This window comes from Methylotenera sp., from assembly GCF_013141425.1.
Taxonomy (GTDB): domain Bacteria; phylum Pseudomonadota; class Gammaproteobacteria; order Burkholderiales; family Methylophilaceae; genus Methylotenera.
Map to the genome: position 1 here is coordinate 1 of NZ_JABFRA010000007.1, position 26,053 is coordinate 26,053.

A 26,053-nucleotide genomic window follows, 5' to 3' on the forward strand; every position below is an offset into this window, starting at 1 on the left:
CATTGGTTGCCGTGCTCGATGCAGATAAAGAAGGATTTTTACGTTCAGAGCGTAGCTTGATACAAACGGCAGGACGTGCCGCGCGAAACTTAAACGGCAAAGTGATTTTTTATGCGAATAAAATTACCCGTAGCATGAAGCTGGCAATGGATGAAACAGAAAGAAGGCGAGGCGTTCAGCTTACATTTAACTCCGTCAATGGCATTGTGCCAAAAGGCATTAGCAAACGCATAAAAGACATCATCGATGGTGTGTACGATAAGGATGAAGCTTTGCGTGAGCGCAAAGTGCTGCAAGAGCAGGCAAATTATGAATCACTAAGTGAGAAACAAATCGCTAAAGAGTTAAAGCGATTGGAAAAAGCTATGCATGATGCCGCCAAAAATCTTGAGTTTGAGAAAGCAGCGGACTTCAGAGATCAGCTTAAAACCCTGAGAACCAAGTTCTTTGGGGCAGAAATGCCCGATTTGATTTAGCTTGAACCATGCCTGTTGGTTATCGGTCTTAGCAGTAATGTCTTAAAGGAGAATGGAAATGCGTCTATGGATAATTATATTACTCACCACATTTTTTACTGGCTGTGCTACTACTCCTGCCGAGCGAGCTGCTAAAGTTGAACGTGAAGTTGAGCAAATGATTCAAGTTTATGGGCCTGCATGCAATAAACTGGGTTATGACCCAGCCTCGGATGCTTGGCGTAGCTGCATTTTGCAATTAGCGGCGCAAGATGACTATAAGCGCTTTAGTCAATATAACAATATGCCAAGACACACGCATTGCTATGCACACAAAGGATTTTATAATTGCGTAACTCTTTAATTTTGAGCTGGAGTTTAGTGTAAACCAAGTTGCATCCCCCACATTTCAACAAAAAGTGATTAATATAATTTGATTAGTTACTGACTTTTCTCTATAATCGCGCGCTTGCCATGTAGTCTTATAGTCTTAAAAATAAGCCTACTAGGCAAAGACAATTTAACCTTGTCACACTGCATCTTTAAAGAAGTTTGTAATGCTCAATGGAAATTGAACATTTTGCAGGTGGCTATAATCCATAAGGAGTACTAATGAGACATTATGAACTAGTGTTTATCGTCCATCCGGACCAAAGCGAACAAGTGCCAGCGATGATTGAGCGTTATCGCACACTTATCACAGCAAGTGGCGGTACAGTTCATCGCCTCGAAGACTGGGGTCGTCGTCAACTGGCTTACCAAATTCAAAAAATCCACAAAGCACACTATGTGTTAATGAACATTGAGTGCAATCTCGAAGTATTAGCTGAGCTTGAGCATGGTTTCAAATTCAATGATGCCGTATTACGTCATTTATTGATTTCGAAAAAAGCCGCCGTGACTGCACCATCACCAATGATGAAGGAAGAGAAATCTAAATCAGTGTTGAGCCGTGATGCAGCGCCAGTAGTCGCTGAAGTATCTGAGGTTGAAGCAGCTTAATTCGTAACATTGTGAATAAACTGGTGTTGCAAGCAGAAGTTGTGCTAATTGAGCCGCTTCGTTACACGCCAGCAGGCATACCGTTGTTAAGTGTTGTATTGCGTCATGTTTCAGAGCAAGTTGAAGCTGGCATGAAGCGTAAGGTGGAATGTGAAGTCAATGCGGTCGCTTTAGGTGATTTAGCATTAAAGGGTCTGAAAATAGGCTCACATATTCAAGCGAGTGGTTTTTTAGCCAAACGTAGCCTGAAAAGCACACAACTGGTAATGCACATTAACCAGATAGAACATATAAGCCAATAGCTTATATCAATTAAAAGTTTAGGAGTTTCAAATGGCAAGAGAAATGTACAAACGCCGCCGTTACTGCCGTTTTTCAGCAGAAGGCATCAAAGAAGTTGATTACAAAGATGTGGATTTATTGAAAGATTTCATTTCAGAAAACGCAAAAATCATTCCAGCACGTATGACGGGCACTAAAGCACGTTATCAACGTCAATTAACGACAGCAGTTAAACTTGCGCGTTTCTTGGCTTTGCTTCCATACACAGATAAACACCAATAATCGGAGGCGACCATGCAAATTATTTTATTAGAAAAAGTAGGTAACCTAGGTAATTTAGGTGATATCGTTAAAGTTAAAGATGGTTACGGCCGTAACTTTTTGATTCCACAAGGTAAAGCAAAACGCGCAACTGAAGCAAATAAGGCGGAAATCGCGGCTCGCCGTGCGGAATTAGAAAAACAACAAGCGGCTATTCTTGTTGCTGCTCAGGCGCGTGGTGAAAAATTAGCGGCTTTTGTTGTAACAATCGCACAAAAAGCGGGCGTTGATGGCCGTTTATTCGGTTCAGTTACAAATGGCGATATCGCTGATTCATTGACTTCACAAGGTTTTGAAGTAACTAAAGCTTTGGTACGTTTGCCAAATGGTCCATTGAAAACCATTGGTGATCATGCGGTAACAATCGCATTGCACCATGATGTTGTAGTTGATATCACGGTAACAGTGGTTGCTGAAGCTTAATTTTAAAGACGCTTAAGTAATACTTAAAAATGGCTACTTCGGTAGCCATTTTTTTTGCATCGTGTTTATATCAAATTGCTGTCATTCCGTTGGTTGACATCTCCACAGCTAGGTACTAGTATTTTCTTCGACCACAAAGGCGCCATGTTAAAAATTAAGTGGAGTGCATGCTTGGAAGCCAATATCCATGAGGCCTGCAGGGCAGTTGTTTTAACATGTTTTTAATGATTATCTAGCTCACTTATTTTATAAGGAGAAGACTTATGCTTTATATTGTTATTTTCGTCACTTTAATCGCGGCTATCCTTGTCTACGCAGCTTTGCAACCTGACAATTTTCGCGTTGAACGATCCATTAGCATCCAAGCAAGCCCAGATAGAATATTTCCACACATCAATGATTTTCATTTATGGAAGGCTTGGTCACCCTGGGAGCAAATAGATCTTGCAGCTAAAACCACGCATAGTGGCGCCATTAATGGTGTTGGTGCGGTATATGAATGGAATGGCAATAATGAGGTCGGGCAAGGGCGTATGGAGATTATTGAATCTGAACCTTATTCAAAAGTTGTTATGAAAATTGACTTCATCAAGCCATTTGCAGGCCATAATACTATTGAGTTTAATTTAGGTTCAGCTGATGATGCAACTAAGGTAAGTCAGGCCATGTATGGCACCAGCCCGTTTATTTCCAAATTAATGTGTTTGTTTTTTAGTATGGATAAAATGGTCGGTTCAAAGTATGAAGAGGGCCTAGCCAACCTGAAAGCAATTATTGAGAAGTAACTATAACTGTCAGCAAATCAATTCGAATTAAATATCTTTTGCAAATCCAATAAGCAAAATATTGGTCGGGCTTTTTTATTGGGTATAATCTAGCCATGGCTGATGAACAACTAGATGCATTAAAAATCCCCCCACATTCTGTAGAAGCTGAGCAATCGGTCATCGGTGGCCTGTTGCTTGAAAATGAAGCACTTGATAAGGTGGCGGACATTTTAAGTGCCAATGACTTTTATCGGCATGACCATAAAGCGATTTTTCAGCACATCGCCAAGTTGATTGAACATAATCGACCTGCGGATATTGTTACGGTGGCAGAATCACTGGAAAGTACGGCTGAGCTCTCAGGCATCGGCGGTATTGCCTATTTAGGTGCACTTGCGCAAAGTACGCCTACGGCAGCCAATATTCGGCGTTACGCTGAAATCGTCCATGAACGTGCCGTGATGCGGCAATTAGTCGTCGTGGGATCAGGTATCGCTGAAAGCGCATATGCGCCGAATGGTCGTGATGCACAACAACTGTTAGATGAAGCGGAAGCTAAGATTTTTCAGATTGCCGAGGGTGGTAAAAAAAGCACTCAAGGCTTTGTCGACATTAAAGTTTTGCTACCGCAAGTAGCCGATCGTATTGACCAACTTTTTTCGCGTGATAATCCTTCCGATGTAACAGGCGTTCCAACCGGCTTTGCAGATTTAGATTCAATGACTTCAGGCATGCAGGGCGGTGATTTAATCATTGTGGCTGGTCGACCTTCCATGGGTAAAACAGCTTTTTCGCTCAACATTGCTGAAAATGTTGCGCTAGATACTGGTCTACCCGTCGCCGTGTTCTCCATGGAAATGGCCTCTACACAGCTTGCTATGCGTATGATTGGTTCGGTCGGTCGCTTAGACCAGCACCGAATGCGGACAGGTAAGTTGGAAGACGAAGACTGGGAAAAACTCACCACAGCGCTCGGTAAACTAAACGAAGCACCGATATTTATTGATGAAGGTGCTGGTTTGAGCAGTTTTGACGTGCGAGCTAGAGCGCGCCGCTTGCACAGGCAAACGGGTAAGTTGGGGCTAATAGTCGTTGACTACTTACAATTGATGGCAGCGCCAGCCGGGCGGCAAGGTGAAAACCGCGCAACAGAGATTTCAGAAATTTCACGATCGCTTAAAGCCTTGGCAAAAGAGTTAGATGTTCCCGTCATTGCACTTTCACAGCTTAACCGAAGCGTTGAGCAACGCCCCGATAAACGCCCCGTGATGAGCGATTTGCGCGAATCAGGCGCGATTGAGCAGGATGCGGACGTGATTATGTTTATCTACCGCGATGAAGTTTACAATCCTGACAGCCCTGATAAAGGCACCGCTGAAATTATTATCGGCAAGCAACGTAACGGCCCGATTGGTCGTGTACGCTTAACCTTCATGGGCCAACATACACGTTTTGAGAATTATGCGGGTAGCGGCCATATGGCGGATAGTTATTAGCGCTTAGCATGGCAAAAGCAAAAACTATCTACAGTTGCACAGAATGCGGCGCTAGCGAGCCAAAATGGCAAGGGCAATGCCCAAGCTGCTTGGCTTGGAATACGCTGGTTGAGAGTATCGAAGAAAGCGTCACTTCTACTAATCGTTATGCCAATAAGTTTGAAGGTATAGCGCAAAGTAGTACTTTGCAAAAAATCAGCAGCATTACTGCCGCCGATATTGCGCGCCAACCAACAGGCATCAGCGAGTTTGATCGAGTGTTAGGCGGTGGTTTGGTTGAAGGTGGTGTAGTGCTGATTGGTGGCGACCCAGGTATTGGCAAATCCACCTTGCTGTTGCAAGTGTTATGTCATCTTGGTAAAACTAGTCAAGCTATTTATGTAAGTGGCGAAGAATCACCACAGCAAATTGCTATGCGCGCAAAACGTCTAGGGTTGGATGCCAGTGAAGTCGAGCTTTTAGCTGAAATTAATCTTGAGAAGATTCTAGCTACCTTGCAAACGCATAAACCCAATATTGCGGTGATAGATTCGATTCAAACAGTTTATTCCGAGGCTTTACAATCTGCACCAGGCTCTGTGGCACAAGTGCGTGAATGTTCCGCTCAACTAACGCGCATCGCCAAACAATTAGGCATTACAGTAATTTTGGTCGGTCACGTGACTAAAGAGGGCTCATTGGCTGGACCACGCGTATTAGAGCATATTGTCGATACAGTGCTATATTTTGAAGGTGACCAGAATTCTAGTTTTAGATTGATCCGTGCGTTCAAAAACCGTTTTGGCGCTGTGAATGAACTGGGTGTATTCGCCATGACTGAACATGGTCTGCGTGAAGTTTCTAATCCATCGGCCTTATTTTTATCGCATCATGAAGGCCAAGTGGCAGGAAGTTGCATCACCGTGACGATGGAAGGTACGCGGCCGCTTTTAATCGAGATTCAGGCCTTGGTAGATGAAAGCCACGCACCAAATGCCAAACGTTTATGTGTGGGCTTGGAGCAAAACCGCTTAGCCATGTTGTTAGCAGTTCTACACCGCCATGCAGGTATTCCATGCTTTGACCAAGACGTGTTTATTAATGCAGTAGGAGGCGTTAAAATTTCCGAACCAGCGGTGGATTTAGCCGTGATTATTTCAATAGTTTCTTCTTTAAAAAACAAACCATTAGACAATAAACTTATTGTGTTTGGTGAAGTAGGTTTGGCCGGCGAAGTTCGACCTGTGCAGGGCGGGCAAGTGCGTTTAAAAGAAGCAGCGAAACTCGGTTTTACCAAAGCGATCGTCCCTAAGGCTAACGCACCAAAATCAAAAATTGCAGGTATCGAAGTGATTGCGGTAGAACGCTTGGAAGAGGCTTTAAATCAATTAAGAAATAATTGATTTAGTTAATAATTGAGTTAATAATAAGTTAGGCATAAAAAAAGCCTCTAAGGAAATTCTTAGAGGCTTTTTTGTGACTAAAGCAGTTATCAATAGAGCAGGTTAATTCGCCTGCTTTTGCTTCAAAATTACTCTTTACCGATTTGGTAAACTTCTACCTCATGCTCAAGCACTTTACCAGTAACGGCATCTACTTCAACTTCAATTTCTTTGCCGTCAGCCGTTTTAATGTCAAACTCATAAGAAGGGTTGCCATCAGATTCAATCGAATATTCTTTTTCATGCACAGTGCCTGGGAACGCGGCTAATGCTGTTTTTTCTGCATCAGCTTCGCTTACTTTAGCCTTGCTTGCGAAAGTTGTATCACTTGCAGAAGCCACTTCGATTTCTTCTTCAATAATTTTGCCAGTGATAGCGCTGACTTCAACTTCATGCTCTACGCCATCTGCTGTTTTAATGTCAAATTCGTATTGTGGTTTACCGTTGTTTAGCTCAAGCTCAACGGTTTCAACATCACCTGAATGCTTAGCCAGTGCGGCTTTTAAAGCTTTTTCAAAGCTCACTTTAGTTTTAGGGATTTTAAAATCAGCTGAAGCAACACCTGCAGTTAATGTAAGTGCAGCAGCAACTGCTGAAATAAGAAGTAGGTTTTTTTTCATAGTATTCTCCAATAGTGTTGTGATCATTCAATAGTGATGTGACCAGAGTTCCACGGATTTTGTCCGATGAACTCATTATCAGTCTATCAATTTTTCCTGTTGATATCAAGGTAAATCAATTGGTTACAGCAATAAGCAATTGATTTAGGTCAAACATCTTAACTATTTAAAGCGTATTTTGTCAGTTTAGTTTTTTAACAATTAGGTGTTTGCCCTGCCGATTCCTAGTAAGTTCACTTAATAAAAAAACTCGATTCAACACTAGGAGTAATTCCCATAAAAATTCGGGAGACTAACCCCTTACGGAAATTTTCACTAAGCCTTATTGTCAGCATGTCGCTAATTTTTAATTATCAATACAAACACTAATTAATAACGACTGATGTCATTTAGATTTATCACAAAAATTAATATCAACTGAGGAGGTTCAACAATGTCAAAACGAATAGTAGTTGCGTTATTAGCATCTGCATTATGTTCATGGGCAATAGCACAACCAAGCATCCCGACAAAGCCAACGGAAGTAGCTCGTCCTGGTGGCAAAATTCCTGGGGCCCCTAAACTGGCGCTGGTGAAAATTGCTGACGGATTTAATGACCCAGTCGGCGTCACTGCTGGCAACGACGGTTCTGGTCGTATTTTTGTAACTGAACGTGTGGGTAAAGTACGCATTGTCAATAAAGATGGTTCTGTTCAAAAAGAGCCGTTCTTAGATTTAACGAACTTCAATCCATTAGGCACTGACGTGGCAACGGGCTTTGTAGAACAAGGTTTGTGGTCTATCGCTTTTCACCCTAAGTTTAAAGAAAATGGCTACGTTTTTGTACATTACTCCTCATTGCCATTTAATGGCGCTTCTTTGGTGATGCGCTTCACGGTTGACAAAGCTAGTCCTAATATCATTAGCAAAGATCAACTGACCAAGTCTGCTAAAGGCATCATGAACATTCCTCAACCTTACTATAACCATTACGGAGGAATGATTACATTTGGCGCTGATGGCCTGTTGTACATTGGTAAAGGTGATGGCGGTTGGGAAGGTGACCCACTGAATGCTGGTCAAAACCTGAACTCCCTTTTGTCTAAAATTTTGCGAATCGACGTAGATACAGCAGATGATGTTGCCTACAGAATTCCAAAAACAAACCCATTGGCTAAAGCAGATAAAACGCAGCTAATGTCTTTGTTTGGCATTACTGAAGAAGGTTTTACAGCAAACCAAATCGGTTCGCGTCCTGAAACTTGGTCTTATGGTTTGCGTAACCCCTACTCTTTCCACTTTAACCAACGTAACAATGACTTATTCATTGCTGACGTAGGTCAAAACCACTGGGAAGAAATCAATTGGCAACCAGCGAGTTCTAAAGGTGGCGAAAACTACGGTTGGAAACATAACCAAGGTTCTCATTGCCATCCAGCGACGGCTGATAATAACTGCCCAATCGTAGGTACATTACCGGTAGCTGAATATCCACACGGCACACCATACGAAGGCGGCCCTAAAACGGTTGGCCCACAAGGTTGCTCAGTTCAAGGTCTCGGCGTAGCTAACTACGGCGGCTTAAAAGACACTTACTTGTCTGGCGACTGGTGCTCAGGACATCTTTTTGGAACAGCTTGGGATGAAGGTGCTAAAAAATGGAACTTGCAAGACTTTGGTCAAACAAAATTGCAATTCACATCTGGCAACCTAGATGCAGATGGCAATGTTTTAGCGGTTAATTGCTATTGCTTCTACACGGACGACAAAGGTCCAATTGCTAACCCTAAAGGTGCATTGTGGCGCATTCTGCCAGCAGAAAAAGTGCCAAAAGGCGCTGAAGTTGCACCAATTCGACAAATCTAAAGTCAAACTATTGACCTAGCTTTAGAGGCCTTGCGCAAATGCTTGCGCAAGGCCTTTTTCAGTGAGGCAGATAGCTTCAATGTCACTTTATTATAAGAATTGGATTTGAATAAATGAATTTTTTTTATACCTCTGTTTATACAAGTCATTTGAGTCACCTTATCCTTGCCATTACGACTTGTTTATGTTTGTTTGTAAGTAGTGTCAATGCTGAAGAAGTGAAATCTCAAGAAGCCATATTTACAGACGCCTTCGATGGTTCTCCAATTAAAACGCCACTTAAAGACGGCGAAGAAGAGACCCCGGCACTAAAGGAATTTAAAGCCACTAGCGTGAATCCGTATCTAGGCAATGAAGAAGCTATCGCAAAAGGCAAAGCAGTTTATGAAGCTTGGTGTGTGGCTTGTCACGACGTTGGTGCAAAAGGAAAAATGGGTCCATCACTGGTTGGCAAAACTTTTAAATATCCGCAAACTGCTAACGATGTTGGTATGTTCGCCGTTATTTACAATGGGGCGTCGGGAGCTATGCAGGCATTTTCAAAACGCGAAATCACGCAAGATGAAATCCTCAAACTGATTAGTTATATCAGAAGTATTACCCCACAATAAACTAAGAATACTTTAAGAAAAATTAAGGTGCTGAATTTAAAATAACCAAGCTTTATGGAATCATTTGCTTATTAAAAGGTGATTTAGATTATTAAATTATATAGCTTTCAGTCGGGAAAAACTCCTGGTGGTTTTGGGATTGTTTTCACTACCAACTATTCATTGCAAACACTAGCATTGAAGTGAAATAGCGCAGGGTAATATGTTGAAAATTATTGCATAACTTATGAAGTTTTTAGCCAATCAAATGATGACTTAAATACCTATGTGAAACTGCACATAATTTCTGTTTGCAAAAAATAATCAATTACAGGGTGGTGTGGCGGATGGTGAAATGAATCAAACTTTAGTTTTAAATGTAGTCGGCCTGACACCTGCGCTACTTGAATATGCACCCAATCTAAAACAATTGGCAGATCATGGCGCTATGAGGCCTATAGATACAATTACCCCCGCAGTCACAACATCAGTTCAATCGACCATGCTAACAGGCACCCTGCCGCGCGAACACGGCATTGTAGGGAATGGTTGGTATTTTCGAGACCTTTCAGAAATATTATTCTGGCGACAATCCAACCATCTGGTTCATGGTGAAAAAGTCTGGGAAGCGGCACGCAAACGCGATGCTTCGTTCACTTGCGCCAATTTATTTTGGTGGTACGACATGTATTCGACGGTTGATATTGCCGTTACGCCTCGTCCAATGTACCCTGCAGATGGTCGTAAGTTACCAGATATTCATACACACCCAAACGGGTTGAGAGATAAGTTGCAGGATGAGCATGGTCAATTTCCCTTATTTAATTTTTGGGGGCCGATGGCCAATATCGTTTCTACACAATGGATTCTGCAGTCAGCCCTTAAGATATTTGAGCGCGATAAACCAACCTTGACTTTAGTTTATCTGCCGCATTTAGATTACAACCTACAACGACTCGGTCCCAATCACACCAGTATTGCTCACGATGTCGCACAAGTTGATGCGGAATGTGCTGTGCTAATCAAGGCTGCGAAGCTAGTAGGCGCAGAGATAATTGTGTTATCGGAGTATGGAATCACCGAGGTGAATCGTCCCATTCATATCAATCGTGCCCTAAGGCAAGCTGGATGGTTGCAGGTACGCAATGAGCTTGGTCGAGAATTGCTTGATGCAGGGGCTAGTGCGGCTTTTGCAGTAGCAGACCATCAAATAGCGCATATATATATTTCACATAAAGAATTGATCAATGACGTTGCGAATTTGCTACGAAGCCTACCAGGTGTAGAACAGGTGCTAGATGAAACAGGTAAACAGGCACTGGGCTTGGATCATCCTCGATCTGGTGAATTGATTGTTATCGCTAAAGCAGATAGTTGGTTTACTTATTATCATTTTTATGATGATGATAAAGCACCTGATTACGCGCGCACGGTTGATATTCATCGAAAACCAGGCTACGACCCGGTAGAACTGTTAATTGATCCAGCACTTAAGCTACCAAAATTGAGAATAGCAGCTAGATTGGCACAAAAAAAACTCGGTATGCGCTATTTAATGGATGTTATTTCACTAGATGCCAGCTTGATTAAAGGCTCGCACGGGCGACCAACGGATGTTCCAGACGAGGGTCCTTTATTTATCACTAGCAAGCCAGAGTTGTTAAATGATGAGGCTGTCGCTGCCACCGATATTAAAAACCTGCTACTTGCACACATATTTGGCAAATAATCTTTTTGAATTCTTAGAGGATAGCATCATGACTCCAGCAGAATTATTATGGAAATGGCTCACTAAACGACTGAATCAAGACACATTGAAATGGTTGGAAAATTGTGTGCGAAAAATTCAAAACGACAACCTAGATGCTGATATATTTCTATTTTTTAGTCTTGCCCCCAAAAAAACCAATAAGCATTTATTAAGCTTAGACGCCTCTGAATCGCAACAAGCTAGTTTTGCCAGAGCCGGTTGGAATCCACAAAATTGGACGATAGAGCAAGCAGCCCGTTTATATATTCTCTTATCTTCAGCCTTTGATGCCAATCAGTTTTTAAGAAGAGTAGATCAACTTTTTAATACCGCTGATGTTGCAGAGTTGGTTACCTTGTATCAGGGCTTGCATTTATATCCAAATGAAGAACAGTTTCGTTTACGTGCCGCTGAAGGCGTGCGTACGAACATGCGTGTGGTGTTTGAGGCTGTAGCACACCACAATCCTTACCCCGCCGAGCAGTTGCCAGAAGGCGCCTGGAATCAAATGGTGCTAAAAGCACTATTTGTTGGTAGTCCGCTTCACCCAATTATTGGCCTAGATCAACGCGTTAATAAGAATCTGGCTCAAATGTTAAGTGACTACGCACATGAGCGTTGGTCGGCTGGGCGCAGCGTTAGCCCTGAATTATGGCGTTGTGTTGGCCCTTACGCTACTGGCCCACTATTGGCTGATGTTGAACGCGTACTTGAAAAAGGTACGCAAACAGAGCGGGCTGCTGCAATGTTAGCCTTAAAAGTCTCACCAGATTTAGAAGCGAGAAGAATGTTTAACCAGTCCCCAGGGCTTGCTAGCACTATCACAAGTGGTGCGTTAAGTTGGCAAACTCTTGAATCTATTACTTTTGCCTAACCCATTATTTTGAATCTATAAGGAGCTAGTATGAGATACATTGACCCACACTGTCACATGATAACGCGTACCACAGATGACTATGAACGCATGGCTGCTGCAGGCATTGTGGCTGTGATTGAGCCAGCTTTTTGGTTTGGCCAGCCGCGCACTAGCGTAGGTACCTATATTGACTATTTGTCTTCTCTAGTAGGTTGGGAAAAATTTAGGGCTTCACAATTTGGAATTCGCCATTACACCGCCATCGGCCTAAACAGCAAAGAGGCCAATAATGAAGCACTTGCTGAACAAGTGATGGAAATTCTGCCACGCTTTTTACTTAAAGAAGGTGTGGTAGCGGTTGGGGAAATTGGATATGACGACCAAACCGAAGCGGAAGATCGTTATTTTCGTGCCCAGTTAAAACTAGCAAAAGAATTAGATATGTTGGTATTAGTGCATACACCACATCGTGACAAAAAAGCAGGCACTATCCGTAGCATGGAGGTCGCTATTGAGATGGGTTTGGATCCTAGTCGCGTCGTGATTGACCACAATAATGAAGAAACAGTCGAATGTGTTCTAGACCGCGGATTTTGGGCTGGATTCACCTTATATCCAAACACGAAAATGGGCAGTGAACGCATGGTTGAGGTGGCAAGACAATATGGTTCAGAACGTATCTTTATTGATTCTAGCGCTGACTGGGGCGTATCTGACCCACTTTCGGTGCCAAAAACAGGAACGCTTATGCAGGTGAAAGGGATAGCACAAGCCGACGTAGAAGCAATTTGTTATGGCAATGCTTTAGCTTTTTATAGCCAAAGTGGTCAAATGCAGGAGTCTGATTGGCTTGGAACAGCAGATATTGATGAAAGAAATTTATTTCAAGGTAATTCGGTATTACGTGGGCAAACACCTAATAAACCACGTTTAAAAGATACAGACGTAATCAATGAAAAGGATTTGGCATTCAAATGAAAACGACTAATTTAGCGTCAGTATTAACAACAGCCAATCAAGACAACACCCAAGTGGTCGCTGATGAGGCCGTTTATTTGCAGCAGTTTGCAGTGCCGTATGAGTTTCCGGTATATTTTACAGAAGGTATATTCTCTCGTGATAACCCGATATTTTTAGATACATTGACGCGGTTAGAACCAAACAAACGCCATAAAATTGCAGTATTTATTGATTCTAATGTGGCGGCAAGTTGGCCATCTTTAATCCACGATATTCAATGTTATGTATCCGTGCATGGAGACAACATACAGTTAGTCGCAACACCTGAAATAGTACCTGGCGGAGAGCAGTCTAAGAACAACCCAGAATTAGTCACCACTTTGCAGCACAGACTTTACGAGTTAGGGGTAGATCGCCATTCATATCTAGTCGCAATTGGTGGCGGGGCGGTGCTTGATTTAATGGGATATGTTGCAGCTACTACCCATCGCGGCGTTCGGCATATTCGTATACCAACAACCGTACTCTCTCAAAACGACTCAGGGGTTGGCGTTAAAAGCGGCGTGAATGCCTTCGGCTTAAAAAACTTTTTAGGTAGTTTTTATCCACCATTCGCGGTTTTAAATGATTCAAATTTTTTACGTACTTTACATGTACGTGATCGTACATCAGGCTTGGCCGAAGCCGTTAAAGTGGCATTGATTCGAGATGCTGATTTTTTTAATTGGATTGAACAAAACAGCGAAGCGCTCAGAAATTTTGAGCCTAAAGCGACTGCCTACGCAATACGCCGATGTGCCGAGTTACATATGCGCCAGATCGGAAAGGGTGGCGATCCTTTTGAAAGTGGCAGCAATCGCCCGCTGGACTATGGACACTGGGCAGCTCACAAGCTGGAAGCCTTAACCTTACATGAGCTCAGACATGGTGAGGCCGTAGCAATTGGCTTGGCACTAGATACCCGTTATTCTGTGCAAATTGGTTTACTGGAAAAAGGTGAGGACGACCGTGTTTATAAACTATTAAAAGCCTTAGGATTTTTTCTCTGGCATTCTATGTTAGAACTCCGCACGGCTAACAATGAGTGGGTATTGCTCAAAGGACTGCAAGAGTTTAGAGAACATTTAGGTGGCGAACTTACCATTACAATGCTGAGCTCTATCGGCAAAGGTCAAGAGGTGCATCAAATGCATGCCGATGAAATACTGCAGGCGCTTGCTTGGTTAAGAAAACGTGAAACTGGCCAATGAATATCGGTAATGGCGTGCACTTAACTTACTGCAGCAATATTCATGCAGGCGAAACGTGGGCTGAAGTTCAAGCAAATTTGACTAAATACATTCCATTAGTGCGCTCACACGTGGCTCCTACGGAGCGCTTTGGTATAGGCTTGCGACTATCTGCTCAGGCTGCAAATGAACTGCATGAGACGCCGCAATTAGAAAGTTTCAGGCATTTCTTGTCTAAGAATAATTTATATGTTTTTACCTTGAATGGCTTTCCTTACGGCACGTTTCATGGAAAACGCGTTAAGGAAGACGTTTACCTGCCAGACTGGCGCTCTCAAGACCGATTAATTTACACAAATAAACTGGCTGATTTACTTGCAAATTTACTGCGGAATGAACATATTGAAGGCAGTATTTCCACGGTGCCAGGCGCGTATAAATCGGTCATCAAACTGCAGTCTGACATTGAAACAATGACCAGTAACCTCATAAAACATGTCGCCCATTTGGTGTTGCTAAAACGAAAATCAGGCAAACATATTACTCTGGCTTTAGAACCAGAACCATGTTGTTTTTTGGAAACTATTGACGAAACAGTCGCGTATTTTACACAACATTTGTTTGGTGAAAAGGCTATTGCAGCGTTACAAACGATGTGTGGATTAAATAAAGCAGAAGCTTTCTGGGCTATAAAATCGCACATTGGACTATGTTTGGATTTATGCCATGCGGCCGTAGAGTTTGAGGATATAGAATCATGTTTGCTTAAATTGCAACAAGCAGAGGTTAGCATATACAAAATGCAAATCAGCGCTGGAATGTCTATCAACGATTTTTCAAAAGAAACATTGGACGCGCTACAAGCGTTTAACGATGAAGTTTACTTGCATCAAGTTGTTGAAATTAAACAAGGTGTTTTGAAGCGTTATATCGACATTCCAGAAGCACTAGAAAGTCTTTCTGAAAATAGGCAACCTGATGAATGGCGAGTGCATTTTCATGTGCCTATTTTCCACGATGAACTTGGAAAATTCCGCTCAACAAAAGATTTCCTAAAGAAAGCGCTAGAAGTACAGCGCAAGCAGACGATTTCAACGCACCTAGAAGTGGAAACCTATACCTGGGATGTCTTGCCTGCCTATCTAAAACAAGTATCGATTGATACAGCCATTGCGCATGAACTCTTTTGGGTTAAAGAAGCATTAACTACCTGAAAATTAATAGATTATGAAAATAAAAACGTTCTTTCAACTCGCTAGAATTTCCAATTTACCCACCGTTTGGACCAATGTATTCACAGGCGTGGTATTGGCCAATGGCCAATGGCAAGACTTGCGACTCATCTATTTGCTAGCGGCGATGTCATTATTTTATGTCGCAGGCATGTTTCTTAACGATGCCTTTGACCACAAATTTGATGCTCAAATGCGCCAAGATCGGCCGATTCCGCGCGGCGAGGTTACGGTAGTGCAGGTCTCTATATATGGAATTAGTATGATGATATTCGGCTTAATTTTGCTGTTTTACATTAGTTACTTTCCAGAATCATCGCCATACCTCATTTTTAGCGGGCTGTTATTGGTCAGTTGTGTCATTTTTTACGACGCCTATCATAAATCAAACCCTATTAGTCCCTTAATCATGGGTTCATGTCGCATGTTGGTCTATATCACTGCGGCCTTAACAGTAACAAGTATTCCAAGTACAACGGTATATGCTGGAGCGGGCATTTTATTGTGCTATTTGATTGGGCTTACTTACGCGGCAAAAAGTGAAAATCTAAAACAATTAGAATATGCATGGCCTCTTGCCCTATTGCTAGTGCCAATTCTCTATGGCGCTTATTTAGCAATTAACCAACTAGTCGTATTGATACCATTAATAATCTTTATTTTCTGGATTGCACTCGCCATAAAAAAAATAATGCGTCGAAATCCTGGAGATATTCCATCGGCTATTATTGGCTTAATTGCTGGGGTTTCACTATTGGATGCCATTATTCTCGCTGGTCATCATGAAATCTGGCTGATGACGGTATCAATTTTGGCTTTCTTACTGACGCTTAAGCTACAGCGCTGGGTATCAGGAACTTAACTGTTAATTAAGAATGGTTAATTAAGTCGTCTGAGATTAAATTAGCACAGGCAATTCCACTTCTTACGGCACCTTCAATGGTGGCGGGATATTCAGCATAGGTGTAATCACCGGCAAGATATAAGTTTCTCTGTAGAGTTTTATGTGTAGGCCTTGCGAGGTTTGGCGTGCAAGAGAAAGTGGCGCGTTTTTCGGCGATTACTTTATGCCACAATGGTTTAGGAATGTCAGGAAATGCTTGATTGAGTTCGTTGGCAATGATTAAAGCCAACTCATCTTGTTCCAATAATTGATGTTGCCCACTCCCACTAATTATTACGGCCATTAAACCCGCTTGTTCACAAAGCTGACCTCGATCAAACACCCATTGTCCAATGGCGCCTGTGAGCGCCGTCATAACGCTTGGCAACTTGGTTTCTGCTGGATATTGCAGGTAAATGGTGTAAATAGGTTGATAACCGTAGGTTTGCGTTTGTTCTAGCACATATTGCAATTTGGGTAGACCCTCCAAAAGTTTATCTACTCTTTTGGGAGGGGCGGCAACGATGACATGGCTAAAAAACAGTTGATGATCACGGGTCATTAAGTTAAATCCACACTCATTTTCGACGAGCTTGTGCACGCGTGTATTTAGCTTAATTTCTCCACCTTGACTCTCAATAAACTGCACCAGTGGGTTGGCGATGATTTTTGATAAATCGAGTCTGGGCAATAAAAAGTCACTATTTTTTTTGCTGCCCGCAAAAGATTTACTAGTAAAGCTGTCTCTAAGCACGTTTAAAAAAATACGTGTGCTGGCAATCGCGATGGGCGTGTTAAGCGCAGCTAAACATAGAGGCTCCCAAAGCATTTCAATCAGCCTTGCAGATTGCTTATTCTCGATTAAAAACTGCTCTAAAAACTTATCGTTGCTAATTTGAAAAGATTTTCTTTTAATGTAAATCATTAACTTAATGGCTGCTAAGCGGTCAGTGAAGGGCAAACCTTTGCAAGTCAACAGTCCCACAAGCAAATTGAGCGGGGCGGGCAGGTATTGGGGTGGTTTGAGTGAGAATGCCGTTTTTAGTGACTTGGACTGCATATTGATGTGCAAAGGAACGCGCAAAAATGCTTTTTCTTCATCCACACCGACTTTATGTAACAGACCCAATGTTTCACGATACGCACCCAATAAGATATGCTGACCATTATCAAGCAACTGCATCAGGCTGTTGTTTTCAACCAATACGGTACGTGCACGCCCACCGAGTTGAGAACTGGCTTCAAATAAAGTGACCTGATAGCCATTTTCTACCAAAGTTGTAGCCGCACTCAGGCCAGCACAACCGCCGCCAATAATAGCCACATGTGTTTTAGCTGGATTTAATAGGGGCGTATTCAAAAAGTTTTTATCCAAACCTGTAAAGCTAAGTAAATTTTACGCAATGCGCCAAGCGAAGTACGTGAATTTAACACTTTTTCAGCACCATCGACCTTAATTTCACGCAGTAAAGTGCGGTAAATCGCTGCCATCATCAAACCAACACGCTGGTTTCCTCGGTCTTCCGCTGGCAACTCACGAAGCGCACGATCATAATAACTTTCAGCACGTTTAATTTGATGATTGAGTAGATTTTTAACGGCGATAGATTCACGGCTGTGCAAAATATCATCTTCAGTGACTTCAAATTTTGCCAATTCGTCTAAAGGCAAGTAAATGCGGCCTCTGCGGGCGTCTTCGCCCACATCGCGTACAATATTCGTGAGCTGAAAAGCTAGGCCTAAATCATGCGCAAATTTAAGTGTTTTGCGATTATTAAAGCCAAATATCTGCGCCGACAGCAAACCGACCACACTGGCAACGCGGTAACAATAGAGCTGTAATTGCTTAAAATCTTCGTAACGGTTGAATTTTAAGTCCATTTCCATGCCGTCTATAATCTCGATGAAATGCTCTGCATTCAGTTGATAGGTTGTAATTGGCGCTAACAGTGCTTTGCTAACCGGATGTTGTGGTTTGTCTTGGTAAAGACTTTCAATTTCAGTTCTCCACCAATTAAGTTTGGTTTGCGCAATATTAAAATCCGTGCACTCATCGGCAATATCATCCACCTCACGACAAAAGGCGTAGAGAGCTGTAATGGCCTCACGTTTTTGTTTTGGCAAAAACATAAAGCTGTAATAAAAGCTGGAGCCGCTTTCTGCGGTTTTTTGTTGGCAGTATTGCTGTGGTGTCATTGTTGTCGTTATACCCTAAACAGCGCCTTTGAAAATATTACCAGCCAATCCCAATAGTTTAGGCTAGGTCTGAAATTGAATATATCACCATTCACTTTATTTATCTTGTGCATAATCCGTTCACCGCCAGCAATAATCATGCGCATTTCAAAGCCAATGCGGCCCGTTAAAATTCGCCCAAGAGGCTTGCCAGCGAAGAGCAGGGCATTTACCCGATGTAAATTAAATAGCAGAAATTGCTGCCAATTTTCATCAACTTTTTCTTCACCACGTACAAAACTAGCTATTTGCGACTCGGTGATGCCAAAAGCTGACATTTCATCCTGACACATATAAATACGTTGTTTTCCGTCATTTTTTTTGAAATCAATGGCTATATCCTGCAGAAAATTGATAATTTGCAAGGCGGTGCAAATGTTATCGGAATATTGAAGATTCGTCGCGTTTGATTGTCCATAAAGTTGTAATAATAAGCGTCCAATTGGATTTGCCGAACGTGTGCAATAATCTAGCACTTCGTCATAATTGGCATAGCGCGTTTTGCTTACATCTTGGCTAAATGCTTCAAGCAGATCATAAAATGGCGCATATGGTAGCCTGTTTACCTTAATCATGGTACCTAAAGCAGCAAAAAAAGCAGTTTGCGGTTTGATATAGGCTTGAAGTAAATCCAATTCATCGCGAAAGCTATTCAAAAGCGCTAAGCGCTGTTCAACCGAAATATCACCTTCATCCGCAAAGTCGTCAGCTTGTCTGGCAAAGCCATAGATTAAGCTAATTGGCCCTCGTAAATGTGCTGGCAAAAATACTGAAGCTACAGGAAAATTCTCATAATGGCTTTGGGCCAGCTTCAAACTACTTTCTTTCATTGTTTCTATAGTCGGTGCATTTATCATGGCGAGAGTATGCCATAAAAATAATAGGTTTTTGAGCAACTTTTGGGAGGAATAGAACGATTGATTGCATTTATATTAAAGGTATTTATTTGGTATTTTCAGCACACAAGGTTATCTGTTTTGCAATCAAATGGATTTTCCTATCTTATCCAGCCATACACCTGCTGTGACCTAAGCAATTATTAATGATGGAAAGATTGGTTTTTTAATCATGGTAAAATCGCCATAGCTTAAATCATTCAAATCAAGGCAAATAAGTGACCAAAAATAGTCAAATAATACGTTTTTTCCGAAACCGCATTCCCACATTCAAATGTGTACCTGGTTGCCACGACTGCTGTGGCCCAGTAACGGCATCTTCAGAAGAAGTGGCTAGATTGCCCATAAAAACAGAAAGTGAACATGCCACCGCACTGGCAGAGTACAACTGCCCCTATCTAGGCAAAGCGGGATGTCAGGTTTACGAGGAACGCCCATTGATTTGCCGCCTTTTTGGCACCACACCACGTCTGCCTTGCCCCAATGGCAAAAGGCCAAACGTAATGATAGCGATAGAAACCGAGCGGGAAATTCACCGATTTCTTACAGAAACTCGGCAAATATTGCTTTAGTACAGATTTTTCTTTATCAAAATCTAATCGTGTACAGGCATACGAGCGAGTTGCTCTGGCGTACCATATTGCTGCACATAATCACGAATCATCTGCCTCACCACTTGTGATGAAGTTAAATCACGTCTTGTGCAAATTTCCTCAAATATCTGCTTTTTAATTGGATCAACCAATAAGGTAAGGCGTGCAGTACGATTTTCCATAAGTAATATTTGTTCCATTCAATGTTAATCAAATGTTAGTATAATTAACACTTAATCACAAACTTAATTTACTTATTATGATTGCTATACTGGAAGCAAAGCGTGCTGGTCTATTATCAAAGCATCACTGGCTAAAGAATATCTTGGCTGGTGTGATTGTTGGCGTAGTGGCACTTCCATTAGCCATGGCATTTGCGATTGCATCTGGAGCAAAACCTGAACAAGGGCTCTATACGGCAATAGTCGCAGGTGGGCTGACCTCATTATTTGGTGGTAGTCGACTGCAAATCGCTGGGCCTACAGGTGCTTTCATAGTAATTCTGGCTGGCATCACAGCTAAGTACGGCATTGAGGGTTTACAGGTAGCCACACTCATGGCTGGCGTGATGCTAATGCTAATGGGGTTGACGCGTCTTGGCGGTGTCATTAAATACATTCCAGACCCTGTTATCGTTGGCTTTACCAGTGGCATTGGTGTAATTATATTTGTTGGGCAGTGGAAAGACTTTTTTGGATTATCGGCAGAAGTGGGTGCAGAGCACTTTCATGAGAAGTTCTGGCATCTTTTACAAGCATTTCCTAGTATGCAGTTTCAAACCAGTGCACTTGGGTTGCTAACCTTAGCCGTACTTTTACTTTCTCCGCGGATCTTTAAACGAATCCCTTCACCTCTGGTAGCCATGGTGGTTGCAACCGTTATTCAGTGGTACTTTAATTTTGAAAATGTCGCTACTATCGGCAGTGCTTTTGGCGGGATCCCACAAAGCTTGCCGCATTTCCAGCTTCCATCTGTCACGTTTTCTGAGGTATTAAAACTCATTGGCCCCGCTTTTACCATTGCGCTATTAGGGGCGATTGAATCGCTATTGTCAGCTGTTGTTGCTGATGGTATGAGTGGTACTAAACATGACTCAAATCAAGAGTTGGTCGGACAAGGCATTGCCAACATATTTTCACCTTTGTTTGGTGGCTTTGCCTCAACAGGCGCTATCGCTCGTACGGCTACCAATATTCGTAATGGCGGAACCAGCCCATTAGCGGGGCTTGTCCATGTACTAACACTTGTTATTATCATTCTAGTGTTAGCGCCGTTAGCCTCGCATATTCCTTTGTGTGCACTATCAGCCATATTGTTCGTTGTAGCCTATAACATGAGTGAACTCCATCGCTTTTCCCACATGGTTCGCACGGCACCAAGGTCAGACGTTGCTGTATTACTCATCACATTTTTACTTACAGTATTCGGCGATTTAGTGATTGCAGTGAATATTGGTGTGCTACTAGCTTGCTTACTGTTTATGAAGCGTATGTCTGAAAGTGTCGTAATAGTGCAACAAGTGCCTCAGGAGCTAATCGAAGAAACCGCTAACAATGATTTTCAATTGCCACCAAATACCGTGGTTTTTAATATAGAAGGCCCATTCTTTTTTGGTGCAGCGCAACATTTAGAGAGTGCCTTAGAAAACGCCCAAAAACATGCCGACAATCTTGTGTTGCGTTTAGATAAAGTGCCATTTATAGATGCGACTGGCATACAAGTACTTTGGGATTTACTGGACAACTGCAAGCAACATAAAACGCAGCTGATCCTATGTGGGGCGCGACCAAACGTAATAAGTAAATTAAAAATTGCTGGTTTTCTAGGGCAGGTTGGTAGGGAGAATGTGCTTGAAACTATTGAGCAGATTCATTTGCATCCAAAAAGTGCTAAAATAAAGCACTCTTCTAAACATACTGAATGACCAGTTTTAAATAATTATTAATTACTAATCAATAGCTTAGAGAATATCGGCTTATTGAATCTAGTGTTTTTGAAATTGATGAAGCATATTATTAAATATATTGACTAAGCTTTGTTAGAATCTAGCTATTGAAATAAACTAGATTTTTTGATGAAGGCAATTTATGTTAGCAATTATCGGCGGTACTGGCCTTACGCAATTAGACAATTTAGAAATTACGCGGCGCTTGATTGTGCGCACGCCGTATGGTGAGCCTTCACAACCGCTTATTTTTGGAAAAATTGCCGGACGTGAAGTAATATTTTTGGCGCGACACGGCAACGGCCATACCATTCCACCGCATGAGGTCAATTACCGTGCAAATATCTCTGCTTTGCATTTGCAGGGTGTGACTGAAATTGCTGCAGTCGCAACGGTCGGTGGTATTCATACTGATTTAGCGCCAGGTGTGATTGCTATGCCACATCAGATTATTGACTATACGCATGGTCGAAAAAACACCTATTTTGACGGGATTGATTTACCTGTAAAGCACATTGATTTTACCGAGCCATATTGCCCTGAATTACGTGACAAATGGGAGCTGGCAGCCAAAAGTATAGGCGAAACACTGATTAATCATGGCATTTATGCAGCAACACAAGGCCCACGGTTGGAAACAGCGGCAGAAATCAACCGATTGGAACGCGATGGTGCCACTATGGTGGGTATGACAGGTATGCCAGAAGCGGCATTAGCGCGTGAGTTGGGCATTAGTTATGCGGCTATCTGCCCAGTAGCTAACCATGCGGCAGGGCGTGGTGATAGCTTACATGCGATTCAATATGAAGACCTTGTGGAAAATTTAAACCAAACTATGACGCGTGTGCGCAATATTATTGCTGAACTAGTGAAAAGAAATGGTTTTAAAAAGAATGAAGTTTAGAAAATTGAAGGTTAATTAGTATGGCGGTTAAATCGGTATTACGTATGGGTGAACCCTGTTTATTGCTTAAAGCAGCGCCTGTTGAGCAGTTTGATACGCCAGAGTTGCATGCCTTGATTCAAGACTTAGAAGACACCATGCAAGCAATGAATGGTGCGGGCATTGCCGCACCGCAGATTGGCGTCAGTTTGCGCCTTGTAATATTTGGTCAAAAAGCATCCGATGAGAGTAAAAACCCGCGCTACCCAGATGCAGACTCAGTGCCTTACACGGTGTTGATTAACCCGGTAATTACACCAGTAAATGCAGAAATGGAAGATGGTTGGGAAGGATGCTTATCTGTGCCGGGCCTGCGCGGCATTGTGCCGCGCTACGTGTATTTGCAGTATGCTGGATTTGACCAATATGGAAATGCTATTGATCGACTGGTGAGCCGCTTTCATGCACGCGTAGTGCAGCATGAATGTGATCACTTAGATGGCGTGTTATACCCAATGCGTATCACCAACTTAAAAGATTTTGGCTATACCGAAGTATTTTTTCCTGGGCAAAATATTATTGATGATTGAGGTGTTCAAGATGACAAATTCTTTGCTATAATCCTGCTTCGTTGAAATTGATACGAAAATTTTGGAAGAGTGGCAGAGCGGTTTAATGCTACAGTCTTGAAAACTGTCGTGGGTGCGAGCCCACCGTGAGTTCGAATCTCACCTCTTCCGCCAGATTCTTAATGCCGCTTTATGCGGCATTTATTTTAAATAGAACCATTTTGTATAGGACGAAAAAATGACTCAAATTATTATTGATCACAATCCATCTCAAGAAAAACTTAAAGAACTAGGCGTTTCTAGCTGGTCTATCTGGGATTGTGCACCATCAAAATTCCCATTGAACTTTGATTCAGCAACTGAAAGCGCTTACTTGCTTGAAGGCGAAATCCGCGTTACACCAGTAGGCGGCGAAACCGTAGTTGTTAAAGCGGGTGATTTTGTAGTTTTCCCTAAAGGCTTAAAATCCAATTGGGAAGTGACTAAACAATTGAAAAAACACTACAAACACTCTTAATTGCAATTTTTAAAGGGTAGTCTAGAATAAGCCTTGAGAAATCAAGGCTTTTTTATTGCCTAAATTAAATGTGAGAATGAAATGAGCAAAATTAATATAGAAAAGCCAACGTCTGAAAGGCTTGCAAGTCTAGGTGTAACGCGCTGGCCAACTTGGTCAAAAGAAGTATCGCAATTTCCTTGGAGATTTAATACACAGGAAATTGCCTATATTCTTGAAGGTGAAGTCACGATAACACCAAACGATGGCAGCGCGGCTGTTAGCTTTCAAGCGGGCGATTTGGTGACTTTTCCAGCAGGTTTATCTTGTACGTGGAATATCAAAAAAGCGTTACGCAAACATTATCAACTCGGTTGATAACTTCGCTATTAAAGCAATCAAAGCTCTGCAACAAGGGCTTCTTTAAGTGCAATGAGACGTAGAGCATCTAATTTTTGTCTTTTATAAGCGGAAATCAGAAAGGTATCTTCCGCTCGACTGCCTAAAGTGTTGATTTTGGCGTTATGCAGTTCAATTTTATGCACTAGAAATTGATGCGCTAGAGTAGCAAGCAGGCCAGGGCGATCATTGGCAATAATCTCTAATTGATGATGATTGTTGTCTGCTTCTTGTGAAATACTCACTTGCGCCATGATTGGCATGTGTTTTACTTGGCGACTAATGCGACCACGTAGTGGCGCTTCTAGCGGGCTGTTTTTATCTAACTTTTGCGTCAGTTCAACTTCGATAAATTTTAACAAACCACTGTAACTTACTGACTTACCTGATTGATCTAAAACAATAAAACTATCCAATGCATAAGCGTGTTCTGTGGTATAGATTTTTGCTTCAACAATGCTGTAACCCATGCGGTCGAAAAAATTACATATCCTTGCAAATAGATCATTTTGGTCTTTGCTATAAATCATCACTTGAATACCGTCACCACTTGGGCTTAGTCGTGCACGCACTATGGGCCGTTCTGTGTTCAGGTGTGGGGTTAATAGTCGGCTATGCCATGCAATCTCATCACTTTCATGCCGAATAAAATAGTTTGCACCGAACTTAACCCATAACTGCTCATACGATTGAGTCCTTAATCCAAATCGCTTTAACTTTTCTGCAGCTTCGGATTTACGCGCGGTTATGGCTTGTTCGGCGTAGAGTAGTTGATTATTTAGCGCAAGTTTAGTCGCAGTAAATAAACTTTCAAGCAGTCTTGCTTTCCAGGCATTCCAAACTAGGGGACTGGTTCCTCTGATGTCTGCAACAGTGAGTAAGTAAAGTGCAATTAATCGACGCTGATTCAGCACAAAGTGGGAAAATGTTTCAATTACACTGGGATCGGATAAATCTGACTTTTGTGCAGTTGCAGACATCTTTAAATGTGCAAATACCAACCATGCAACCAACTCAGCATCGGCTTTGGGCAGGTGATGTAACTTACAAAAGCGCATTGCATCGGCTGTGCCAAGTTCTGAATGGTCACCGCCGCGACCCTTAGCAATGTCATGAAATAGTGCGGCTAAATACAATAAATGTGGTGAATCAAATTCAGCGAATAATCGACTACACAGCGGAAACTCATGCTTAAGCTCAGGTTTTGCGAAACGGCGTAAATTTGCCAGTACGTTCAAAATATGCTCATCCACGGTGTACACATGAAATAAATCATGTTGCATTTGACCGATAATTTTACCGAAAGCCGGAATATAGCTCCCTAAAATGCCGTAACGATTCATCGCACGCAGTGCGTGATTAACGCCGTTTGCTTGCGATAATATCTCAATAAATAATTTTTTATTATGCGCATTTTGTCTGAAATCACGATTAACTAGGCGTTTAACACGTTGTAAATTACGTAATAAATTTGCCCCCAAGCCGCTGAGTTCAGGATGCTTTTGCAGTATTAAAATGGCTTCAAAAATGGCCGAAGGCTGTTTTTGCAACAAGCTTGCTGATTTGGCTTCTAAATAACCATTCCGTGACTCAAAATATTCATCGATTGATGCCAACACTGGTGGTGTCGTTACAATCATTGACTGAAATGATTTAAGCAAGATTTCATTTATCAAACTAACGAATTTGACGCTACGGTAGTAGCTTTGCATGAGTTGCTCGCTGGCGCGTTTACGCAGCGTGTTTACATATCCTAACGACTCAGCCAAATCATTTTGAAAATCAAACAGTAAGCGGTCTTCACGACGATTACTTAAAAAATGCAAGCGAATTCGCAATAATTGCAAATTCCGCTGATGTTGCTGAATCTGTCTTGCTTCGAGTGGCGAAATGATGTTTTGTTT

The 26,053-nt window shown here is 42.1% G+C and carries 29 protein-coding genes and 1 tRNA gene; 24 read left to right on the forward strand and 6 right to left on the reverse strand.

All coding sequences use genetic code 11. The features are described from left to right. The 9 genes from HOO90_RS00355 to radA all read left to right on the forward strand — a co-directional run. A partial coding sequence (locus tag HOO90_RS00355) for a UvrB/UvrC motif-containing protein (RefSeq protein ID WP_292838310.1) occupies nt 1-476 on the forward strand: 476 nt, incomplete at its 5' end. A 58-nt stretch (nt 477-534) separates the two neighbouring features. Then, nucleotides 535-819 (forward strand): hypothetical protein, encoded by a 285-nt coding sequence (locus tag HOO90_RS00360; RefSeq protein WP_292838312.1) that lies wholly within the window; start codon nt 535-537, stop codon nt 817-819. A gap of 248 nt (nt 820-1,067) precedes the next feature. Further along, nucleotides 1,068-1,457, forward strand: coding sequence for a 30S ribosomal protein S6 (rpsF, locus tag HOO90_RS00365; RefSeq protein ID WP_292838314.1), 390 nt, complete (start codon nt 1,068-1,070; stop codon nt 1,455-1,457). A gap of 11 nt (nt 1,458-1,468) precedes the next feature. Further along, nucleotides 1,469-1,759 (forward strand): primosomal replication protein N, encoded by a 291-nt coding sequence (gene priB, locus HOO90_RS00370; protein ID WP_292838316.1) that lies wholly within the window; start codon nt 1,469-1,471, stop codon nt 1,757-1,759. A 31-nt stretch (nt 1,760-1,790) separates the two neighbouring features. Next, complete coding sequence (gene rpsR, locus HOO90_RS00375) at nt 1,791-2,021, forward strand: 30S ribosomal protein S18 (RefSeq protein WP_013148128.1); 231 nt, start codon at nt 1,791-1,793, stop codon at nt 2,019-2,021. Between the two features lie 12 nt (nt 2,022-2,033). Further along, on the forward strand, nt 2,034-2,483 hold the full coding sequence (gene rplI, locus HOO90_RS00380) for a 50S ribosomal protein L9 (RefSeq protein WP_292838323.1): 450 nt from the start codon (nt 2,034-2,036) through the stop codon (nt 2,481-2,483). 263 nt (nt 2,484-2,746) lie between these two features. Then, nucleotides 2,747-3,268: an SRPBCC family protein gene (locus tag HOO90_RS00385; RefSeq protein WP_292838325.1), complete on the forward strand. Its 522-nt coding sequence runs from the start codon at nt 2,747-2,749 to the stop codon at nt 3,266-3,268. Between the two features lie 95 nt (nt 3,269-3,363). Beyond that, nucleotides 3,364-4,746 carry a replicative DNA helicase gene (gene dnaB, locus HOO90_RS00390; protein ID WP_292838327.1) on the forward strand — a complete coding sequence of 461 codons (1,383 nt, stop codon included), beginning with the start codon at nt 3,364-3,366 and terminating at the stop codon, nt 4,744-4,746. A gap of 8 nt (nt 4,747-4,754) precedes the next feature. Then, complete coding sequence (gene radA / locus HOO90_RS00395) at nt 4,755-6,128, forward strand: DNA repair protein RadA (RefSeq protein ID WP_292838329.1); 1,374 nt, start codon at nt 4,755-4,757, stop codon at nt 6,126-6,128. Nucleotides 6,129-6,256: 128 nt separating this feature from the next. On the opposite strand, the gene HOO90_RS00400 is transcribed toward radA, so the two are convergent. Then, nucleotides 6,257-6,787: a PepSY domain-containing protein gene (locus HOO90_RS00400; RefSeq protein WP_292838331.1), complete on the reverse strand. Its 531-nt coding sequence runs from the start codon at nt 6,785-6,787 to the stop codon at nt 6,257-6,259. A gap of 433 nt (nt 6,788-7,220) precedes the next feature. On the opposite strand from HOO90_RS00400, the gene HOO90_RS00405 reads away from it, so the two are divergent. From HOO90_RS00405 to HOO90_RS00440, 8 genes are all read left to right on the forward strand, one after another. Then, nucleotides 7,221-8,633, forward strand: coding sequence for a PQQ-dependent sugar dehydrogenase (locus tag HOO90_RS00405; protein WP_292838333.1), 1,413 nt, complete (start codon nt 7,221-7,223; stop codon nt 8,631-8,633). A gap of 149 nt (nt 8,634-8,782) precedes the next feature. Continuing rightward, nucleotides 8,783-9,244, forward strand: a complete 462-nt coding sequence (locus tag HOO90_RS00410) for a c-type cytochrome (RefSeq protein WP_292838335.1) — start codon at nt 8,783-8,785, stop codon at nt 9,242-9,244. A 334-nt stretch (nt 9,245-9,578) separates the two neighbouring features. Continuing rightward, a complete protein-coding gene (locus HOO90_RS00415) occupies nt 9,579-10,952 on the forward strand; it encodes an alkaline phosphatase family protein (RefSeq protein ID WP_292838337.1) in 1,374 nt (457 codons plus the stop codon). Nucleotides 10,953-10,980: 28 nt separating this feature from the next. Continuing rightward, nucleotides 10,981-11,847, forward strand: coding sequence for an EboA domain-containing protein (locus HOO90_RS00420; protein ID WP_292838339.1), 867 nt, complete (start codon nt 10,981-10,983; stop codon nt 11,845-11,847). Between the two features lie 30 nt (nt 11,848-11,877). After that, nucleotides 11,878-12,807: a TatD family hydrolase gene (locus HOO90_RS00425; RefSeq protein ID WP_292838341.1), complete on the forward strand. Its 930-nt coding sequence runs from the start codon at nt 11,878-11,880 to the stop codon at nt 12,805-12,807. Further along, a complete protein-coding gene (locus HOO90_RS00430; RefSeq protein ID WP_292838343.1) occupies nt 12,804-14,039 on the forward strand; it encodes a 3-dehydroquinate synthase in 1,236 nt (411 codons plus the stop codon). Before HOO90_RS00425 ends, HOO90_RS00430 begins: the two co-directional genes overlap by 4 nt. Next, nucleotides 14,036-15,232: a metabolite traffic protein EboE gene (gene eboE / locus HOO90_RS00435; RefSeq protein ID WP_292838345.1), complete on the forward strand. Its 1,197-nt coding sequence runs from the start codon at nt 14,036-14,038 to the stop codon at nt 15,230-15,232. Before HOO90_RS00430 ends, eboE begins: the two co-directional genes overlap by 4 nt. Before the next feature lie 13 nt (nt 15,233-15,245). Further along, nucleotides 15,246-16,112, forward strand: coding sequence for a UbiA family prenyltransferase (locus HOO90_RS00440; protein WP_292838347.1), 867 nt, complete (start codon nt 15,246-15,248; stop codon nt 16,110-16,112). 7 nt (nt 16,113-16,119) lie between these two features. On the opposite strand, the gene hpnE is transcribed toward HOO90_RS00440, so the two are convergent. From hpnE to hpnC, 3 genes are read right to left on the reverse strand one after another with little or no spacing between them, the layout of a single operon-like run. Continuing rightward, nucleotides 16,120-17,508, reverse strand: a complete 1,389-nt coding sequence (hpnE, locus tag HOO90_RS00445; RefSeq protein ID WP_292838349.1) for a hydroxysqualene dehydroxylase HpnE — start codon at nt 17,506-17,508, stop codon at nt 16,120-16,122. Beyond that, nucleotides 17,490-18,329, reverse strand: coding sequence for a presqualene diphosphate synthase HpnD (gene hpnD / locus HOO90_RS00450; RefSeq protein WP_292838350.1), 840 nt, complete (start codon nt 18,327-18,329; stop codon nt 17,490-17,492). The genes hpnE and hpnD overlap by 19 nt, the downstream gene beginning before the upstream one ends. Before the next feature lie 8 nt (nt 18,330-18,337). Next, nucleotides 18,338-19,198: a squalene synthase HpnC gene (gene hpnC, locus HOO90_RS00455; protein ID WP_292838352.1), complete on the reverse strand. Its 861-nt coding sequence runs from the start codon at nt 19,196-19,198 to the stop codon at nt 18,338-18,340. Nucleotides 19,199-19,482: 284 nt separating this feature from the next. Here hpnC and HOO90_RS00460 point away from each other — a divergent pair, with 284 nt between their 5' ends. Continuing rightward, nucleotides 19,483-19,836 carry a YkgJ family cysteine cluster protein gene (locus tag HOO90_RS00460; RefSeq protein ID WP_292838354.1) on the forward strand — a complete coding sequence of 118 codons (354 nt, stop codon included), beginning with the start codon at nt 19,483-19,485 and terminating at the stop codon, nt 19,834-19,836. Between the two features lie 23 nt (nt 19,837-19,859). Here HOO90_RS00460 and HOO90_RS00465 read toward each other — a convergent pair whose 3' ends face one another. Beyond that, nucleotides 19,860-20,039: a CopG family transcriptional regulator gene (locus HOO90_RS00465; RefSeq protein WP_292838356.1), complete on the reverse strand. Its 180-nt coding sequence runs from the start codon at nt 20,037-20,039 to the stop codon at nt 19,860-19,862. Nucleotides 20,040-20,116: 77 nt separating this feature from the next. On the opposite strand from HOO90_RS00465, the gene HOO90_RS00470 reads away from it, so the two are divergent. The 6 genes from HOO90_RS00470 to HOO90_RS00495 all read left to right on the forward strand — a co-directional run bounded on the left by HOO90_RS00470 (nt 20,117) and on the right by HOO90_RS00495 (nt 24,128). Beyond that, nucleotides 20,117-21,781, forward strand: a complete 1,665-nt coding sequence (locus tag HOO90_RS00470) for a SulP family inorganic anion transporter (RefSeq protein ID WP_292838358.1) — start codon at nt 20,117-20,119, stop codon at nt 21,779-21,781. Between the two features lie 163 nt (nt 21,782-21,944). Next, a complete protein-coding gene (locus HOO90_RS00475; protein ID WP_292838360.1) occupies nt 21,945-22,706 on the forward strand; it encodes an S-methyl-5'-thioinosine phosphorylase in 762 nt (253 codons plus the stop codon). Nucleotides 22,707-22,726: 20 nt separating this feature from the next. Continuing rightward, nucleotides 22,727-23,275 (forward strand): peptide deformylase, encoded by a 549-nt coding sequence (gene def / locus HOO90_RS00480; RefSeq protein WP_292838362.1) that lies wholly within the window; start codon nt 22,727-22,729, stop codon nt 23,273-23,275. A 63-nt stretch (nt 23,276-23,338) separates the two neighbouring features. Beyond that, nucleotides 23,339-23,428, forward strand: a tRNA-Ser gene (locus tag HOO90_RS00485). Between the two features lie 64 nt (nt 23,429-23,492). Continuing rightward, nucleotides 23,493-23,771 carry a cupin domain-containing protein gene (locus tag HOO90_RS00490; RefSeq protein WP_292838364.1) on the forward strand — a complete coding sequence of 93 codons (279 nt, stop codon included), beginning with the start codon at nt 23,493-23,495 and terminating at the stop codon, nt 23,769-23,771. Between the two features lie 81 nt (nt 23,772-23,852). Further along, a complete protein-coding gene (locus HOO90_RS00495) occupies nt 23,853-24,128 on the forward strand; it encodes a cupin domain-containing protein (protein WP_292838366.1) in 276 nt (91 codons plus the stop codon). A gap of 20 nt (nt 24,129-24,148) precedes the next feature. Here the strand turns inward: HOO90_RS00495 and glnD are convergent. Next, on the reverse strand, nt 24,149-26,053 hold a 1,905-nt coding region (glnD, locus tag HOO90_RS00500), incomplete at its 5' end, for a [protein-PII] uridylyltransferase (protein ID WP_292838369.1).

Bases quoted from the DNA above. Each gene is read 5' to 3' on its own strand.
- HOO90_RS00430 (WP_292838343.1), top strand. From the start codon at position 12,804: ATGAAAACGACTAATTTAGCGTCAGTATTAACAACAGCCAATCAAGAC.
- hpnC (WP_292838352.1), bottom strand. From the start codon at position 19,198: ATGAAAGAAAGTAGTTTGAAGCTGGCCCAAAGCCATTATGAGAATTTT.
- rpsF (WP_292838314.1), top strand. From the start codon at position 1,068: ATGAGACATTATGAACTAGTGTTTATCGTCCATCCGGACCAAAGCGAA.
- HOO90_RS00360 (WP_292838312.1), top strand. From the start codon at position 535: ATGCGTCTATGGATAATTATATTACTCACCACATTTTTTACTGGCTGT.
- HOO90_RS00490 (WP_292838364.1), top strand. From the start codon at position 23,493: ATGACTCAAATTATTATTGATCACAATCCATCTCAAGAAAAACTTAAA.
- HOO90_RS00415 (WP_292838337.1), top strand. From the start codon at position 9,579: ATGAATCAAACTTTAGTTTTAAATGTAGTCGGCCTGACACCTGCGCTA.
- eboE (WP_292838345.1), top strand. From the start codon at position 14,036: ATGAATATCGGTAATGGCGTGCACTTAACTTACTGCAGCAATATTCAT.
- radA (WP_292838329.1), top strand. From the start codon at position 4,755: ATGGCAAAAGCAAAAACTATCTACAGTTGCACAGAATGCGGCGCTAGC.
- rpsR (WP_013148128.1), top strand. From the start codon at position 1,791: ATGGCAAGAGAAATGTACAAACGCCGCCGTTACTGCCGTTTTTCAGCA.
- def (WP_292838362.1), top strand. From the start codon at position 22,727: ATGGCGGTTAAATCGGTATTACGTATGGGTGAACCCTGTTTATTGCTT.
- HOO90_RS00385 (WP_292838325.1), top strand. From the start codon at position 2,747: ATGCTTTATATTGTTATTTTCGTCACTTTAATCGCGGCTATCCTTGTC.
- HOO90_RS00440 (WP_292838347.1), top strand. From the start codon at position 15,246: ATGAAAATAAAAACGTTCTTTCAACTCGCTAGAATTTCCAATTTACCC.
- rplI (WP_292838323.1), top strand. From the start codon at position 2,034: ATGCAAATTATTTTATTAGAAAAAGTAGGTAACCTAGGTAATTTAGGT.
- HOO90_RS00495 (WP_292838366.1), top strand. From the start codon at position 23,853: ATGAGCAAAATTAATATAGAAAAGCCAACGTCTGAAAGGCTTGCAAGT.
- HOO90_RS00425 (WP_292838341.1), top strand. From the start codon at position 11,878: ATGAGATACATTGACCCACACTGTCACATGATAACGCGTACCACAGAT.
- HOO90_RS00405 (WP_292838333.1), top strand. From the start codon at position 7,221: ATGTCAAAACGAATAGTAGTTGCGTTATTAGCATCTGCATTATGTTCA.
- hpnD (WP_292838350.1), bottom strand. From the start codon at position 18,329: ATGACACCACAGCAATACTGCCAACAAAAAACCGCAGAAAGCGGCTCC.
- HOO90_RS00400 (WP_292838331.1), bottom strand. From the start codon at position 6,787: ATGAAAAAAAACCTACTTCTTATTTCAGCAGTTGCTGCTGCACTTACA.
- dnaB (WP_292838327.1), top strand. From the start codon at position 3,364: ATGGCTGATGAACAACTAGATGCATTAAAAATCCCCCCACATTCTGTA.
- HOO90_RS00465 (WP_292838356.1), bottom strand. From the start codon at position 20,039: ATGGAAAATCGTACTGCACGCCTTACCTTATTGGTTGATCCAATTAAA.
- HOO90_RS00475 (WP_292838360.1), top strand. From the start codon at position 21,945: ATGTTAGCAATTATCGGCGGTACTGGCCTTACGCAATTAGACAATTTA.
- HOO90_RS00420 (WP_292838339.1), top strand. From the start codon at position 10,981: ATGACTCCAGCAGAATTATTATGGAAATGGCTCACTAAACGACTGAAT.
- HOO90_RS00470 (WP_292838358.1), top strand. From the start codon at position 20,117: ATGATTGCTATACTGGAAGCAAAGCGTGCTGGTCTATTATCAAAGCAT.